This is a genomic window from Streptomyces sp. NPDC045470 (assembly GCF_040646595.1).
Classification (GTDB): domain Bacteria; phylum Actinomycetota; class Actinomycetes; order Streptomycetales; family Streptomycetaceae; genus Streptomyces.
Genome location: NZ_JBEZAN010000014.1, coordinates 32,743 through 48,530, shown reverse-complemented (window position 1 = coordinate 48,530; position 15,788 = coordinate 32,743). Strand labels below are relative to the sequence as shown.

The 15,788-nt window shown below is 72.5% G+C and carries 15 protein-coding genes; 9 read left to right on the top strand and 6 right to left on the bottom strand.

Annotation, left to right across the window (positions count from 1 at the left end; all coding sequences use genetic code 11):
• Positions 1 to 18 precede the first annotated feature (18 nt).
• Entirely contained in the window at positions 19 to 759 is a 741-nt protein-coding gene (locus AB0A97_RS30125) for a response regulator transcription factor (RefSeq protein WP_361155694.1), read from the bottom strand.
• 339 nt (positions 760 to 1,098) lie between these two features.
• Here AB0A97_RS30125 and AB0A97_RS30120 point away from each other — a divergent pair, with 339 nt between their 5' ends.
• The 8 genes from AB0A97_RS30120 to AB0A97_RS30085 all read left to right on the top strand — a co-directional run bounded on the left by AB0A97_RS30120 (position 1,099) and on the right by AB0A97_RS30085 (position 8,348).
• Positions 1,099 to 1,884: an amino acid ABC transporter ATP-binding protein gene (locus AB0A97_RS30120; protein WP_361155692.1), complete on the top strand. Its 786-nt coding sequence runs from the start codon at positions 1,099 to 1,101 to the stop codon at positions 1,882 to 1,884.
• Between the two features lie 55 nt (positions 1,885 to 1,939).
• Positions 1,940 to 2,848 (top strand): glutamate ABC transporter substrate-binding protein, encoded by a 909-nt coding sequence (locus tag AB0A97_RS30115; RefSeq protein ID WP_361155691.1) that lies wholly within the window; start codon positions 1,940 to 1,942, stop codon positions 2,846 to 2,848.
• A gap of 278 nt (positions 2,849 to 3,126) precedes the next feature.
• Entirely contained in the window at positions 3,127 to 3,774 is a 648-nt protein-coding gene (locus tag AB0A97_RS30110) for an amino acid ABC transporter permease (protein WP_361155690.1), read from the top strand.
• On the top strand, positions 3,771 to 4,736 hold the full coding sequence (locus tag AB0A97_RS30105; RefSeq protein ID WP_361155688.1) for an amino acid ABC transporter permease: 966 nt from the start codon (positions 3,771 to 3,773) through the stop codon (positions 4,734 to 4,736). Before AB0A97_RS30110 ends, AB0A97_RS30105 begins: the two co-directional genes overlap by 4 nt.
• A 163-nt stretch (positions 4,737 to 4,899) precedes the next feature.
• Positions 4,900 to 7,152, top strand: a complete 2,253-nt coding sequence (locus AB0A97_RS30100; RefSeq protein WP_361155686.1) for an FAD-dependent monooxygenase — start codon at positions 4,900 to 4,902, stop codon at positions 7,150 to 7,152.
• 107 nt (positions 7,153 to 7,259) lie between these two features.
• Positions 7,260 to 7,346 (top strand): putative leader peptide, encoded by an 87-nt coding sequence (locus AB0A97_RS30095; RefSeq protein WP_324607239.1) that lies wholly within the window; start codon positions 7,260 to 7,262, stop codon positions 7,344 to 7,346.
• Positions 7,347 to 7,422: 76 nt separating this feature from the next.
• On the top strand, positions 7,423 to 7,962 hold the full coding sequence (locus tag AB0A97_RS30090) for a cysteine dioxygenase (protein ID WP_361155684.1): 540 nt from the start codon (positions 7,423 to 7,425) through the stop codon (positions 7,960 to 7,962).
• A complete protein-coding gene (locus AB0A97_RS30085; RefSeq protein ID WP_361155683.1) occupies positions 7,959 to 8,348 on the top strand; it encodes a rhodanese-like domain-containing protein in 390 nt (129 codons plus the stop codon). The genes AB0A97_RS30090 and AB0A97_RS30085 overlap by 4 nt, the downstream gene beginning before the upstream one ends.
• Before the next feature lie 69 nt (positions 8,349 to 8,417).
• On the opposite strand, the gene AB0A97_RS30080 is transcribed toward AB0A97_RS30085, so the two are convergent.
• The 5 genes from AB0A97_RS30080 to AB0A97_RS30060 form a co-directional block, all read right to left on the bottom strand.
• Positions 8,418 to 9,515 carry a hypothetical protein gene (locus AB0A97_RS30080; RefSeq protein ID WP_361155682.1) on the bottom strand — a complete coding sequence of 366 codons (1,098 nt, stop codon included), beginning with the start codon at positions 9,513 to 9,515 and terminating at the stop codon, positions 8,418 to 8,420.
• Between the two features lie 1,248 nt (positions 9,516 to 10,763).
• Positions 10,764 to 11,456: a recombination regulator RecX gene (recX, locus tag AB0A97_RS30075; RefSeq protein ID WP_361155681.1), complete on the bottom strand. Its 693-nt coding sequence runs from the start codon at positions 11,454 to 11,456 to the stop codon at positions 10,764 to 10,766.
• A gap of 6 nt (positions 11,457 to 11,462) precedes the next feature.
• Complete coding sequence (gene recA / locus AB0A97_RS30070) at positions 11,463 to 12,590, bottom strand: recombinase RecA (RefSeq protein ID WP_125053912.1); 1,128 nt, start codon at positions 12,588 to 12,590, stop codon at positions 11,463 to 11,465.
• Positions 12,591 to 12,809: 219 nt separating this feature from the next.
• Positions 12,810 to 14,108, bottom strand: a complete 1,299-nt coding sequence (locus tag AB0A97_RS30065; RefSeq protein ID WP_361155679.1) for an AI-2E family transporter — start codon at positions 14,106 to 14,108, stop codon at positions 12,810 to 12,812.
• Positions 14,109 to 14,311: 203 nt separating this feature from the next.
• Positions 14,312 to 14,506 (bottom strand): DUF3046 domain-containing protein, encoded by a 195-nt coding sequence (locus tag AB0A97_RS30060; protein ID WP_361155678.1) that lies wholly within the window; start codon positions 14,504 to 14,506, stop codon positions 14,312 to 14,314.
• A gap of 339 nt (positions 14,507 to 14,845) precedes the next feature.
• Here AB0A97_RS30060 and AB0A97_RS30055 point away from each other — a divergent pair, with 339 nt between their 5' ends.
• Entirely contained in the window at positions 14,846 to 15,772 is a 927-nt protein-coding gene (locus AB0A97_RS30055) for a hypothetical protein (RefSeq protein ID WP_361155676.1), read from the top strand.
• Positions 15,773 to 15,788 lie beyond the last annotated feature (16 nt).

Sequence of the window (15,788 nt, the reverse complement as noted above, 5' to 3'; positions counted from 1 at the left end):
GGTACGGGCCGCCGGCCGTCAGGAGGCCGGGCCGGCCGGTGACACGGCGGCGGGCGGTGTCACGAGGCGGTAGCCGACGCCACGCACCGTCTCGATCAGCGCGGGCATCCGCAGCTTGGCGCGCAGCGACGCGATGTGCACTTCCAGGGTCCGGCCGGTCCCCTCCCAGCTGGTGCGCCACACCTCGCTGATGATCTGCTCGCGGCGGAAGACGACGCCCGGCCGCTGCGCGAGCAGGGCGAGCAGGTCGAACTCCTTGCGGGTCAGGGGGACGGCGGTGCCGGCCACGGTCACCTGCCGGGTGGACAGTTCGATGGTGACGGCGCCGAGCCGCAGGTCACCGGGCGGGGCGCCCTCCTGTGCGGGCGGCTCCCCCGCGGCGGCGGGCGTGGCGGCGCGGCGGCGGCTGACGGCGTGGATGCGGGCGAGCAGTTCGCCGGTGTCGTAGGGCTTGACCACGTAGTCGTCGGCGCCGAGGTTCAGGCCGTGGATCCGGGACCGTACGTCCGCCCGCGCGGTCACCATGATCACCGGGCTGCCGCACATCCGCCGGATCCGCCCGCAGACCTCGAAGCCGTCCTGGTCGGGCAGGCCGAGGTCGAGCAGGACCACACCGAAGGGCTCCCGGTCGCCGGGCAGCAGGGCTTGCAGCGCCTCCTCACCGTTGCGGGCGTGGGTGACGTCGAAGCCGTGCCGGGACAGCACGGCGGACAGGGCGGCCGCGACATGGTCGTCGTCCTCCACGAGCAGCAGCCGCACCGGCCCCCTCCTCACAGTGTGTGCCCGGCCGCGCATACCTGGACGCGCGGGTGCATGGGTGTACACCCGTACGCGGGCGCGTACGGATCGCGGGCCGTCCACGGAGCGGCCAAAAGGCATCTACGGCGATGGACGGCACGCACGTCAAGGGGGTATTCCCGGAGGGGCGGTTCCGTTATGCAGCCGGTACACCGGGGCGCCCGGTCCGCGCGCCCCGTTCACGCCGTGTGTCCCTTCGCGGCCGTATCGTTATGCTCAAATCCCGCTCAGATGTAATGACGCTGGTCGCAGGGCGTTACTAGGGTCCTCCCCAACCGAGGAGGACGGAGCTGTACGCCGATGAGCGAAGTATCGGTGACCAAGAGCGACAAGGGGCCCGCGCCGGCGGGCGACCCGCTGGTCGTGCTGGACAACGTGAACAAGCACTTCGGCGCGCTGCACGTACTCCAGGACATCGACCTGACCATCCGGCGCGGTGAGGTGGTCGTGGTGATCGGGCCCTCCGGGTCCGGCAAGTCGACGTTGTGCCGCACGATCAACCGGCTGGAGACCGTGGACTCCGGCGCCATCACGATCGACGGCAAGCCGCTGCCGCAGGAGGGGCGCGAGCTGGCCCGGCTCCGTGCCGACGTGGGCATGGTCTTCCAGTCCTTCAACCTCTTCGCGCACAAGACGGTGCTGGAGAACGTGATGCTGGGCCAGACCAAGGTCCGCCGCACGGACAAGAAGGCGGCCGAGGAGAAGGCCCGGGCCCTGCTGGACCGGGTGGGGGTCGGCACGCAGGCGGAGAAGTACCCCGCCCAGCTGTCCGGCGGACAGCAGCAGCGGGTGGCCATCGCCCGGGCCCTGGCGATGGACCCCAAGGTCATGCTTTTCGACGAGCCGACCTCCGCACTCGACCCGGAGATGATCAACGAGGTGCTGGAGGTCATGCAGCAGCTCGCCCGGGACGGCATGACGATGGTCGTGGTCACGCACGAGATGGGCTTCGCCCGCTCGGCGGCCCACCGCGTCGTCTTCATGGCGGACGGCCGCATCGTCGAAGAGGCCGAGCCGAACCAGTTCTTCAACAACCCGCGCAGCGACCGGGCCAAGGACTTCCTCTCGAAGATCCTCCACCACTGACCCTGCGGCCGGTCGTCATGATTGCCACCTTCCGCTGAACCAAAGGATGTTCACCATGAGGATTCGTAAGACGGCCGCGGCGGGTGCGGTGGTGCTCGCGCTGACGGCGACCGCGACCGCGTGCGGCGGCGAGTCGGGCACGGCCGGCGACAAGGCGTCCGGCGGAGAAGTCTTCAGCGGTACGTACGCGGTCAACGCCAAGGCGAACGTGAACTCGCCGGCCTGGAAGAAGGCCAAGCAGGCCGGGAAGATCACCATCGGCGCCAAGGCCGACCAGCCCTACCTCGGCTTCCAGGACACCACCGGCAAGCGGAGCGGCTTCGACATCGAGATCGCCAAGATGATCGCCGCCGAACTGGGCTTCTCCGAGAAGCAGATCGAGTTCAAGACGGTCGACTCCAACGTCCGCGAGACCGCGATCTCCAAGGGTCAGGTCGACTACTACGTCGGCACGTACACGATCAACGAGGAGCGCAAGAAGCAGATCGACTTCGCGGGCCCGTACTACACCGCGGGCGCGGACCTCCTGGTGCGCAGGGACGACAAGTCCATCACCGGCCCGGACACCGTCAAGGGCAAGAAGGTCTGCTCGATCGTCGGCTCCACCCCGCTCCAGGAGATCAAGAAGCCGAAGTACGGGGCCACCACCACCGAGCTGGCCAAGTACTCGCTGTGCGTCAAGCAGCTCCTCGACGGCCAGGTGGACGCGGTCACCACGGACGACGCGATCCTCAAGGGGTACGCGGCCGAGCGGCCCAAGAAGCTGCGGGTCGTCGGCAAGCCGTTCACCAAGGAGCCGTACGGCGTCGGCCTGACGAAGGGCGACAAGGCGCTGCGGGACGCGATCACCGACGCGCTGGAGAAGCACATCAAGAACGGCGACTACAAGAAGGCGTACGAAGGCACCCTCGGCAAGTCCGGGACCAGCTTCGTCGCGCCGGAGACGCCGCTGCCGCGCGGCTGACCCGGGTCGCGCACCCGCCGTCCACCGCCGCACGCCCCGTACGCCGCTCCGGCGGGTGTACGGGGCGCGGGTGCCTGAGGATCCACGCGCCGGGGCGCCCGTGCGCACACCGTCGCGGACCGCGCCCGCGCTCCCGGCCGTACACCGGTACGCCGCGCACGCAAGCGCCCGCACGCCGGGCCGCGCTCCCGTACCCCGCGCGCCGCGCACGCCCCGCGCACCCCGCACCGGGCCGTCCACCCGTCCGCCGCTGACCTGACCGCTACCGCGGAGAACCCATGAACGTACTCCTCGACTATCTTCCCGAGTTCCGCACCGGGTTCCTCGGAACCGTGTCGCTCACCGCGGCCAGCGGGGCGCTCGCCCTCCTGCTGGGCCTCCTCGTCGCCGGTTTCCGGGTCTCGCCGGTGCCCCCGCTGCGCGCCTTCGGGACGGCCTGGGTGACGCTGCTGCGCAACACCCCGCTCACCCTGCTGTTCCTGGTCGCCTTCTTCGTCGTCCCGCAGATCTTCTTCCCGGGCATCAGCCCGTTCGTGCTCGCGACGCTGGCCCTGGGCTTCTACACGTCCTCGTTCATCTGCGAGGCCGTCCGCTCGGGCATCAACACCGTGCCGCTGGGCCAGGCGGAGGCCGCCCGCAGCATCGGGATGACCTTCGTCCAGACACTGCGCATCATCGTCCTGCCGCAGGCCACCCGCACCGTGATCCCGCCGCTGAGCAGCATCCTGATCGCGCTCACCAAGAACTCGGCCATCGCGGGCGCCTTCAGCAACGCGGAGCTGTTCAACGTCTCCAAGCTCCTGAACGACCAGGGCCGGCCGATCGGCTGGATCTTCCTCTGGATCGCCCTCGCCTACTTGATCATCACGTTCGCCATCAGCGGCATCTTCCGGCTGCTCGAACGCCGCCTGGAGGTGGCCCGATGACCAGCGTCCTCTACGACGCCCCGGGGCCCAAGGCCGAGGTCCGCAACCGCGTCTACACCGTCGCCGGCGCGCTCGCCGTGCTCGGCCTGCTCGCCTTCGCCGTGCTGCGACTGGCCGCGAAGGGCCAGTTCGAGCCGGAGATGTGGAACATCTTCAACAACGCCGGCGTGCGGACCAACATCCGCAACGGCGTCCTGACGACCCTCCAGGTCTTCGCGGTCGCCGCGGTGCTCTCCCTCGCGCTCGGCGTGCTGCTCGCCGTCGCCCGGCTCTCCGACCACAAGCCGGTGCGCTGGCTGGCCACCGGGTTCATCGAGCTCTTCCGGGCCGTCCCGCTGCTGATCACGATCTACGCCCTGTGGGTGATCCTGCTCTCCTACAAGGAGGAGCTGGGCCTGACCGGCGACTCGCCGCAGTTCTGGGCCCTGGTGGTGGGTCTGACCGTCTACAACGGCTCGGTGCAGGCGGAGGTGCTGCGGGCCGGCATCAACGCGGTGCCCCGGGGCCAGCGCGAGGCGGCGTACGCGCTCGGCATGAGCAAGACGCAGGTCATGACGACGGTGCTGATGCCGCAGGCCGTCCGGGCGATGCTCCCGACGATCATCAGCCAGTTGGTGGTGACCCTCAAGGACACCTCGCTCGGTTACGTGATCACCTTCGAGGAGCTGCTCTACACGATCCAGCAGATGGCCAGCACCATCGTCGTCAACGACGAGAACCCGTACGTGCCGATGATCATCGTGGCCGGTGCGATCTACGTGGCGATGTGTCTGGCGCTGTCCGCGCTGGCCAACTGGATCGAGCGGCGTGGCCGGCGGGCCAAGACCGGCATCGTGATGGCCGGGGCGGCCGAGCCGGTCACCGCGTCGGACGCGCTGGAAGGCGCCGACGGCACGGTCGGCGGCCCGGTCGGCACCCGGCGGCCCCCGGACATGGGCGGCGGGGGCGGCATCACGCCCTGACGGTGTGACACCGTGAACGGGGGCAGTGCCGCGTGCGCCGCTGCCCCCGTCACTTGACGCGGGCGCCCGCAATGGGTTGCATACGCTGTGTGATCGCGCACCGGGCTCCAACTGCCAGTTCCTGTACGTCCCGTAAGAACCCGCGGACCGGGGGAGCCACGCCGTGGACCCGGTGATCGTCGTCGGGGCCGGGCCCGTCGGCCTCGCGCTTGCCCTCGCCCTCGCCCGCCTCGACGTCCCGTGCGTGGTGCTGGACGAAGCCCCCGGTGCGATCGATCCGCGGCCCGCCCGCACCGTGGTCCTGCGGCCGGACACCGCCGCGTTCCTGGAGCGGCTGGGCTGCGGTCCGGCCCTGGAGTCCGCGGGCACCCGCTGGACGGCCTGGCGCTCGGTGCGGCGGAGGCGGCTGCTGGAGCGGGTGGAGTTCGGCCCGGAGTCGCCGTTTTCCGGCTCACCCGCTTCTCCTGTTTCTCCCGTTTTCCCCGCTTCTCCCGCTTCCCCTGTGTCTCCCGTGCACGTGCCGCAGCACGCGCTGGCCCGGGCCCTGCGCACCGCGCTCGCGGCGCAGCCCGGCGCCCGGATCGTCGCCGGCAGCCGGCTCGACGACCTGCGGCAGGACGAGTACGGGGTCAGCGCGCACACCCGTGGCGCCAACGGCGCGTGGTGGCGCGCCAGTTACCTGGTCGGCTGCGACGGCCCGCGCTCGACGGTCCGCAAACTGCTGGAGATCCGCTTCCCGGGGCGTACGGCGGTCGAGCGGCACGCCGTGGCGGCGCTGCGTACGGAACTCCCCTGGCCGGGCGAGGCGTTGCTGCACCGCTCGCCCGCGCGGCAGGGCGGCGGCGGGTCCGGGGGCGAGGTCACCGCCCGGCCGCTGCCCGGCGGGGTGTGGCGGCTGGACTGGCTGCTGCCGCCCGGCCGCGATCTGGTCACCCCGGACGCGCTGGTGGCCCGGATCCGCGACTCGCTGGCGGTGTGGACCGCCGAGGCGGAGGCAGGGGCCGGGTCGGGGGCGGGGATTGGCCCGGGGGCGGGAATCGTCTCGGGGGCCGGCGCCGGAATCGGGCCCGGCTCCGGGAACCGGGCCGGGTCGGAGGCGGGCGCCGGGGCCTGGGGCGGGCCCGGCGCGGGCGCCGGGCCGGTGCCTGGTTCCGGCGGGAGGGGCGGGGGCCGGGGTGGCCCGCACGTTCCCGCCGTACCGCCGTACGAACTCCTCGACACCGGCGTGCACACGGTCCACCACCGGCTGGCCCGGCGCTGGCGGCGCGGCCGCGCCTTCCTCGCCGGCGACGCCGCCCACCTGCTCGGCGCGCTCGGCACCCAGGGCCTGGACGAGGGCCTGCGGGACGCCGAGAACCTCGCGTGGAAGCTGGCCCTGGCCTGGCACCAGGGCGCTTCGGAAGCCCTGCTGGACAGTTATCAGGCCGAGCGCAGGGGCGCCGTCACGGCTCGGCTGCGCGCCGCCGACCGGGCCCTGCCGCTGCTGCGCGACGGCGAGCGGGGCGGCCGGTGGCGGGCCGTCCTGCCGGGGGCGGCCCGCGGGCACACGGCGATGCTCACCGACGGGCACTTGGGGCGCGGACCGCTCGGCGCGCCCCCCGCGTACGCCCGCTCACCGCTCGCCCCGGCCACCGACCCGTCGTGCGCGATGACGGTGGGCACGCAGGTCGGCGCGCCGGTCGCGGACGTCCCCGTGACGGCCTCGGACGGCTCCGAGGTACCGCTCCGGGCCCGGCTGGGACGGGGACTGCTGGTGGTGCTGGTGGCGCCCGGTACGGGCGTGTGGGACCGGCGGCACTGGAAGTCGGCCGGCCTGATGCCGCGCCTCTCGAAGACGGTGGACGCCCTGCCGATGCCCGCCGAGGTACTGGTCGCCGAGTCCTACCCGGGCGCGGTCGCCCACACCGTCCTGGTCGTACGACCGGACGGGCACCTGGTCGCGGCCATGGGCGGTGTCCGGCCGGCGGAACTGTACGCGTGCGCGGAGGCGGTACGGGGCGGGGGCTCGGGGGGCGGCCCGGAGGACGGCCCGCGGGACGGGACGGGGGACGGTTCGGGAGCTGCGGGGCGCGCGGAGGGCGCAGGGCTTGCGGGGCGCGCCGAGGGCGCTGCGGTGTTCGAAGGGGAGGCGCGGGTCAGGGCTGAGAACGGGAGTGGGGCCGGGGCCGGGGGTGGGCTCGGGGCCAGGAACGGGACCGAGGCCGGGGCCGGGATCGGAACCGGGGCCGGGGCGGGTTCGGAGGGGCCGTTCGCGCATCCGGCACGGCCGGAGGGCGGGCGTGAGCCTGCCGGGGGAACGCCGTCCCCGCAGGCCGACAGGGACGCGGGGCGGGACATGGCTCGGGGCACGGATCGGGACGCGGCCCGGGACGTTACGGAAGCGGAGGTCCGGTCGGGGGGCGGGGCCGGCCGGTGAGCGCTCCGGCGAGCCTCGATGCGCCGGTCGGCGTGCGCCCCTTTACGCACCTCTCGGCGCCGGTCGGCGGTTGACCCTGCGGGAAGCCCCGTGCTTGACTCCGGAACGTGACGGAGAACGGTTCGCGCTTCTGGCGGAGGGTCCATCTGGACCTGGTCCGCTACGCGGGCTGCGTGTGTCGTCCGTCCTGCTGATCCGCATCCCTTTCCCGCGCGCCGCCGCGTTCGCCGCCGGTCGCGCGCCTCTTCGCGATCACTCAGGACGGTTCCTGTGCCCGACGTACGTACCCCGGCGCGCCCGCGTCCGGACGCCACCGGCGGCCCCACCGCCGCCGAACTCCTCGACTTCGCCCGCCGTACCGCCGCCGACGCCTCGCTCATCGCCTCGCTGCCCCTCGACCCCGAAGGCCGGACCTGGATCCGTCTGGACGGTCCCGGCGGCAGCGAGGCGTGGCTGATCGGCTGGCCGCCCGGTACGGGCACCGGCTGGCACGACCACGGCGGTTCGCACGGCGCGTTCGCCGCCGCCGCGGGCGAGCTGACCGAGCAGTCGCTCGCCGCCCAACTGCCCACCGAGGGCTGGAAGACACTGGAACTGGCGGACGGCGTGGACCGGCAACGGAAGCTGGCCGGCGGCCGCGGCCGCGCCTTCGGCCCGCACCACGTCCACCAGGTGCTCAACCTCTCCGACGACGCGCACGCCGTCTCGGTGCACGCCTACTACCCGCCGCTGCCGCTGATGCGCCGCTACAGCCGCACCGGTCCCGTCCTGCGCCTCGAAGAGGTCGAGTTGCCCGAGGACTGGCGGTGAGCGCGGTCGACGCGCTCCTGGAGGCGGCGCGTGCCGGGCTGGACCGGGTGTCCCCCGGGCAGGCCGCGGCGCTCCAGCGGGACGGCGGGCTGCTGGTCGACATCCGCTACGCGGCGCTGCGTGAACGTGACGGCACCATCCCGGGTGCGCTGATCGTCGAACGCAACGAACTGGAGTGGCGCCTTGACCCCACCGGGGCCCACCGCGCCCCGGAAGCCACCGGCCACGACCTGGCGGTGGTCGTCGTCTGCAACGAGGGCTACGCGTCGAGCCTCGCGGCCGTCTCCCTGCGGCAGCTGGGCCTGTACCGGGCAACCGACCTGGTGGGCGGCTTCCAGGCATGGCGGGCGGCGGGACTGCCGGTCCGCGCCCACGTCCCCGGATGAGGTGACGGCGGGTCCGCCCGGAGCGGACCCGCCGTCGGCGCAGAGGGCGGCGTCCCGGGGTGCGGCGTCTCAGGGAGCGGCGTCGAACTGCCTGACCACGAGCGGCAGGGCCTTGCGCACCGTCCCGTTGTGGTCCACGTCCCCGACGTCCGTGAGCCGGTGGGCGGCCCCGTTGGCGGTCAGCTGCCGTTCGCAGTGGCGTGCGTTCTCGAACGCCACGTCCTTGTCGCCCTTGGCGTGGTACAGGTGCACCGGAACCTCCGGGCGCCAGTCACAGGTGGTGTCCAGCGCCTCCAGTTGCCGCCGCAGCTTCCCCCGCGGGCTGCGGATCGTGTCGAGGAATTCCGGCGTGAACAGTTCCTTCGAGGTCGCCGGCAGCGCCGCCGCGATCTCCGCCGACTTGTGGTCGCCGTCGAACAGGGACTCCACCGTCTTGTCGTACGGCGCACGGAACGCCTGCCCCGGTGTGTCGTACAAGCCGTACATCCGGTCCCACGCGGTCACGAAGTAGGCCAGGTAGAGCGACGACCGGATGATCTCGTCGTCGGCCGCGGCGGCCTCGAACCCGCTCAGGTCGAAGGGCCCGGCGATGGGGGCGAGCGCCCCCGGCCGGAAGTACGGGTCGGCGCCCCGCTGGAGGGCCCGGCCGACCATCATGGTGGCGGGACCCCCCTGGGAGAAGCCGCTGACCAGCACATTCCTGTCGAGGGTGCGCTGCTCCCGCCGGACGAACGCCCGTGCCGCGCGCAGCGCGTCGACCGAGGCGGTGACGGTCGCCTGCGGATGGCCGTACGGGTGGATGCCGGGGCCCTCGCCCAGCCCCAGGTAGTCCGGCGCGGAGACGGCCCGGCCGGTCGAAGCGAAGAGCAGGGCCGCCGCGCGGTCGGTGGACCGCTCGTTCACCGAGGCCGCGTCCCCTCGGTACACGGTTGTCCCGTGCAGCCAGGACACGGTCCGGAGGGCACGCTTGCCGTTCTTGGGCACGGCGACCAGCTGGCTGGCCGTGGTGGGCTCGCCCCGGACGCCGCGGGTGCGGTAGACGAGGCGGTGGGCGCGTACGCCGTAGTGCACCTGGGCCGCGTCGATACCGGCTGCCTCCAGGCGGTCCGCGACCTCCTTCGCCTTCAGGTCGGCGACGAGAGTGACGGAAACAACCGAACCAGGCACCGGGCGCCGCTCGACGGCGTCGGGTCCGGCAGTGGGTGAGGTTCTGGTTGCGGCTGTGGGTGCGGCTGAGGTTCCGGTCGCGGTGGCGGTGGCGGTCGTCGTGTCCGTCCCCGTACCAGGGCTCTTGGGCAACGCTGACGCAGTGGTCGTCGCCACTGCCCCCGTGGCCAGTAAGGCCGCGGCGCATCCCAGGACGAGGACGCCGGGCGCGGCGGACCATCCACGGTGTTTCCGAGTGAAGATCATGCACCGCACTCTGCCGCCCACGGCATGCCCAGCACATTGCGGCCAGCCCCCTCCCCGGAGGGGGGTTCCCCAGAAACCGGAAAGCCGACTGGCGCAGCTCCGACCGCCGAAGAGGCGAACACGGCTGTGGGCACCGGCCCCGTCACCAGCCGAACTGTCCGTACGGGCCGGACGGCACACCGCAGGCCTGTTCCAGCCGTCACAAGGTTCGACCGCACGCCACAGGCCGCACCGAACGCCACAGGACCTGGCCGCACGCCACAGGCCGCACCAGCCGTCGCACGGCTCGACCGCACGCCACAGGCCATACCGAACGCCACAGAGCCTGGCCGCACCAGCCCTCGCGGGGCGCGACCGCACGTCACAGGCCGTACCGAACCGCCACGGGGCCTGGCCGCGCGCCACAGGCCATATCGGACGCCACGGGGCCTGGCCGCACGCCACAGGCCATGCAGCCGTCGCGCACGTCGCAGAGCCTGGCCGCACGCCACAGGCCGCACCAGCCGTCGCGGAGCTCGATCGCACGTCACAGGGCGCACCAGCCGTGGGGCGCTGCACTGAGCCAGTCGCGGCCGAGACCACTGCACGGTCACGGGTCCGCAGAACGTAGCGGCGCGTGCACCCGTGGCACGTCCACCCGACGCGCGAGCGTCCGCGCCTCCCGGCTGACGGCCGACCAACAGCAGCCGACGGCCGTCTCGCCCGCCACGCCTGCCGTCCCACTCCCCCGGCCGCACAGCTACGGCCTCGCTCCTCGCCGGGGCACTGCTCCGCCGGGCCACCGCTCCCCGGAGTCACAGCTCCGCCGAGCCACGCCTGCTCGATCTCATGCCCCACCGGGCCCTGGGCCACCTCCTCGCCGAGCCGCGTCCCCACCGGGCCGCGCCTCCGCCAGGTCACCACCACCGGCTCGGGTCCCCGCCGGATCACGTCTCCACCGGCTCACACCACCGCCAGGCACGCCCCACCAGGCCACGCCCCTACCGGCTCACGCCCACCGGATCACGCGTCCGGCAAGTGGTACTCCATCAGCTCCGGATCTTCCCCCTCCTCCTCCAGTGCTTGCCGGACCACCCGCAGGGCCAGGCCCTCCGGGTAGCCCTTGCGGGCCAGCATTCCCGCGAGGCGCCGTATCCGCTTCTCCCGGTCCAGGCCCCGGGTCGTCCGCAGCTTGCGGTCGACCAGTTCGCGGGCCGTGCGTTCCTCCTGCTCGGAGTCCAGCTGTCCGAGGGCTTCGTCGACCGTCGAGGGGTCGACGCCCTTGGTGCGCAGCTCGCGGGCGAGCGCCCGGCGGGCCAGCCCCCGGCCGTGGTGCCGGGACTCCACCCAGGCGTCGGCGAACTTCGCGTCGTCGATCAGCCCCACCTCCTCGAAGCGGGACAGCACCTCCTGTGCGGCGTCCTCGGGGATGCCCCGCTCGCGCAGGGCGTCCCCGAGCTGCTTGCGCGTCCGCGCGGACCCGGTGAGCAGGCGCAGACAGATGGCCCGCGCCTGCTCCTCGGGCGTACGCGGCGGTCCCGCCTCGGCCCTCGACGAGGAGGAACCACCGCCGTCCTTGCGTTTCCTACGGTTCTCGGCGCCGCCCGCGGCGCTGCCGCTCCCGCCCCGGCCGTCGTCGTCACGTCCCCCGTCGTGACCGACTCCCGCGCCGAGGCCGTAGCCGTGGTCGTCGGGCCATTCCGTTCGCCGCGTCACGACGGACTAGCTCTTGGCCGCGGCGGCCTTGGTGCCCTTGGCGCCCTTGGCGGCCGGTGCCGGTACGGACTTGGCCGGGGCCTCCGCGTCGGCCGCCGCACCGGCCGCGTCCGCGCCGGGCTCCGCCAGGTCCGCCGGCTTGACGCCGATGCCCAGCTTCTCCTTGATCTTCTTCTCCACCTCGTTGGCGAGGTCGGGGTTGTCCTTGAGGAAGTTGCGGGCGTTCTCCTTGCCCTGGCCGAGCTGGTCGCCCTCGTAGGTGTACCAGGCGCCGGACTTGCGGATGAAGCCGTGCTCCACACCCATGTCGATCAGGCCGCCCTCGCGGCTGATGCCCTGGCCGTACAGGATGTCGAACTCCGCCTGCTTGAAGGGCGGGGCGACCTTGTTCTTGACGACCTTGCAGCGGGTGCGGTTGCCGACCGCCTCGGTGCCGTCCTTGAGGGTCTCGATACGGCGGATGTCGATCCGCACCGAGGCGTAGAACTTCAGGGCGCGGCCACCGGTCGTGGTCTCCGGCGAGCCGAACATCACGCCGATCTTCTCGCGGAGCTGGTTGATGAAGATCGCGGTGGTCTTGGACTGGTTGAGCGCGCTGGTGATCTTCCGCAGCGCCTGGCTCATCAGCCGGGCCTGGAGACCCACGTGGGAGTCGCCCATCTCACCCTCGATCTCGGCCCGGGGCACCAGTGCGGCGACCGAGTCGATCACGATGAGGTCGAGCGCGCCGGAGCGGACCAGCATGTCCGTGATCTCCAGGGCCTGCTCGCCGTTGTCCGGCTGGGACAGGATCAGCGCGTCCGTGTCCACGCCCAGCTTCTTGGCGTACTCGGGGTCGAGCGCGTGCTCGGCGTCGATGAAGGCGACGGAGCCGCCGGCCTTCTGCGCGTTCGCCACCGCGTGCAGGGTCAGGGTCGTCTTGCCGGAGGACTCCGGGCCGTAGACCTCCACCACACGGCCGCGCGGGATGCCGCCGACGCCGAGCGCGACATCGAGTGCGGTCGACCCGGTGGGGATGACCTCGATGGGCTCGTTCGGGCGTTCGCCCATCCGCATCACGGCGCCCTTGCCGAATTGCCGTTCAATCTGTGCGAGCGCGGCGTCCAGCGCCTTCTCGCGGTCAGTGCCTGCCATGGCTTCCACCCGGTTTGCTTGAGTCGATCGCTTCACGTCCATGACGCTAACGCCTGCCACTGACAATGCGCCCGGACCCGGCTCCGGCCTGTGGATAACTCCCGGGAACTCCGGGCGGAAACACGGGTCGGACGTCTCATAAGAATAGATGTTCGATTTCAGTGTCAAGCGCACCACGCGGGGTCCGGTCCGGTCGCCCCGGACCGGCCACCCGGCCTCTCAGCCCTCCTTGCCCCCCGCGCCGGGCCCGTTCCCGCCGCGCCCGCCGCGATCACCCTCGTCCCCGGCCCCGGACCCGTTCCCGTCCCCACCGGTTCCGCGGTCCTCCAGCGGTGCGGCCGGCGGCTCGTCGTGCAGGGACCGGCGCAGCCGCCGCAGGGCCGAGGTCGCGCGCCGGCGCCGGCCGCCGCCCCGTACCCGGGCGTCGTCCGTGATCTCGTACCGCTTCACGTACGCCCCCAGGAACGCCTGCAGTGTCGCGGTCGCCGGGATGGCGATCAGCGCCCCGACCGCGCCCATCAGCGCCGTACCGGCGATCACCGACCCGAAGGCGACGGCCGGGTGGATGTCCACGGTCTTGGCCGTGATGCGCGGCTGGAGCAGGTAGTTCTCGAACTGCTGGTAGACCACGACGAACCCGAAGACCCACAGCGCGTACCAGGGATTGACGGTGAAGGCGATCAGGATCGGCAGCGCGCCGGCGAGGTACGTACCGATGGTCGGGATGAACTGGGAGACGAGCCCGACCCACATGCCGAGCGCGGGTGCGTACGGCACGCCCAGGATCTCCAGCAGGACGTAGTGCGCGATGCCGGAGATCAGTGCCATCAGACCGCGGGAGTAGAGGTACCCGCCGGTCTTGGCGACCGCGATCTCCCAGGCGCGCAGCACCTCGGCCTGCCGGGACGGCGGCAGGACCGAGCACAGGGCGCGGCGCAGCCGGGGGCCGTCGGCGGCGAAGTAGAAGGAGAACAGCGCCACGGTCAGGAGGTTGAACAGGCTGCCCAGGACGGTCGCGGAGACGGCGAGCACATTGTTGGCGCTGTCCTGGACGTACTTCTGCAGCCAGTCGGACTTCAGCAGATTGTTCTGCACCTCGACCCGCGAGAGGTGGGTGTGGAAGGTGGTGTTGATCCAGCTGATCACCGAGTCCAGGTACTGCGGGAACTCCTGGACCATGGTGGCGATCTGGCCCGCGAGCATCGAACCGAGCAGCGCGAAGAAGCCCGCGGTCCCGACGAGTATGCCGAGGAAGACCAGCCCGGTGGCGCCCCCTCGGCGCATCCCGCGCGCCGCCATCCAGTCCACGGCCGGCTCGACGGCCAGCGCGAGGAAGAAGGCGATCAGCACGTTGAGCAGCAGCGAGATGAGCTGGTGGAACGCCCAGCTGGCAAGCTGGAAGCAGGCCACGAGGGCGAGCGCCAGCACCATGGCGCGGGGCAGCCACCGTGGCATCCGCTGGGCGGCACCCCTGGGGCGCGGGTCGTCGTGGGTGGTGGGATTCTCGGTCGCTGGCACGGGCCCAGTGTCGCTCACACGTCTGACAACTCCCGCCCTACCCCGCTCGGCACGGCCGCCCGCCGCCGCCCGAAACCTCCGTGCGGCCCCACCGCCCAGGAAGCGTCTCCCCAGGAACCGTCTCCCCCGGGACCGTCGCCCCCGGGACCGTCGCCCCCGAAGCCGACGCCCCTGGAACCGTCACCCCGGAGCCGTGACTCCCGTCAGCGCTTGTCGTACGGCACGTCCATCGTCGCGCAGACCACCCGCCACACGTCCTTGGCCTCCCACCCGTCCGCCAGCGCCTGATGCACGGTCCGCCCGCCGAGCCCGGACATCACATGATCGCGCGCGAACGAGTCCGCGTACGCCTCGCCGAAGTGATCCGCCATCCGCTCCCAGAAGACCGTCAACCGCATGAAACCCACTCCACACTCGCCTTGACCTGCACGTATCTCATATCCCGCACTCCCGCACGACCGCCAGGGGCCTCTCGAAGGAGTGCCCTCCCCTGCGGCAGGGCCGCGCCACCCTGGCGACGCGGCCTCCCGAACCGGCACGAAGGACGTTCATGTACGCAGAGTAAAGCCCGGGCCCTCCGCCACCGAGTGGCCATCCGCTGTCAGGCAGCCGTCCGCCACACGGCAGCCGTCCGCCGCCGGCCGGCCGTCAACCGCGCACGTCCGGTACCCCGCCCCTGAGAGTGCAGCCGCGTCCACGCCGATGCCGGGCGGAGCGCACGGCCCTACCGTCGGTCCATGGCGGAAAACGGAGCACCACAGCCGACCTCACTGGCACGTGCCGAGCGCTTCATCTGGCTCACTGCCCGGGTGCTCGAACAGCGCCGTTTCGCGTACCACTTCCTGGGAGGGAGCGCGGACGGTGTCGACGCCGCGCTCGCCGCGTACGCGAATCCCGACGGCGGTTACGGACACGCCCTGGAGCCCGACCTGCGCGGCCCGGTCAGCCAGCCGCTGCACACCGCGCACGCCCTGTACGTCCTCGACCTGATCGGGCGCTGCGGCGGGCAGCGGGCCGAGCGGATCTGCCGCTATCTGACCAGGGTGTCCACTCCGGAGGGCGCGCTGCCCGCCGTGCGTCCCGAGTTGCGCGGCTATCCGGCCGCGCCGTGGCTTCCGGTGCCCGACGACCCGCCGAGCGCCCTCCTGACCACCGGGCCCGTCGTGGGCCTGCTGCACCGCAACGAGGTGTGGCACGCCTGGCTCTTCCGGGCCACGGACTTCTGCTGGCAGGCGGTGGAGTCCTTGGAGAACACCCATCCGTACGAGGTCCAGGCGGCGCTCGCCTTCCTGGAGGGCGCACCCGACCGGCCGCGCGCCGAGGCGGCCGCGCAGCGCCTGGGCATCATGGTGCGCGAGCAGCGGCTGGTCCTGCTGGACCCGGACCGGACGGCGGACGCCCCCGTGCCCGACGGCTACGCGCCAGGTGAGCATCATTTCGCGTACGACTACGCGGCGAACCCCGGCTCGCTCGCCCGCCGCTGGTTCACCGACACGGAGACGGACCGGGCGCTGGACCACCTCGCCGCCCTCCAGCGGGAGGACGGCGGCTGGCCCGTGAACTGGCGCGTGTGGGCCCCCGGGACAGCGCTGGAGGGCCGCCCGATGGTGACGGTCAAGGCGCTGCTGACGTTGCGCGCGTACGGGCGCCTGACCGCCCGGTAGCGGTCGGCGGCGGGCC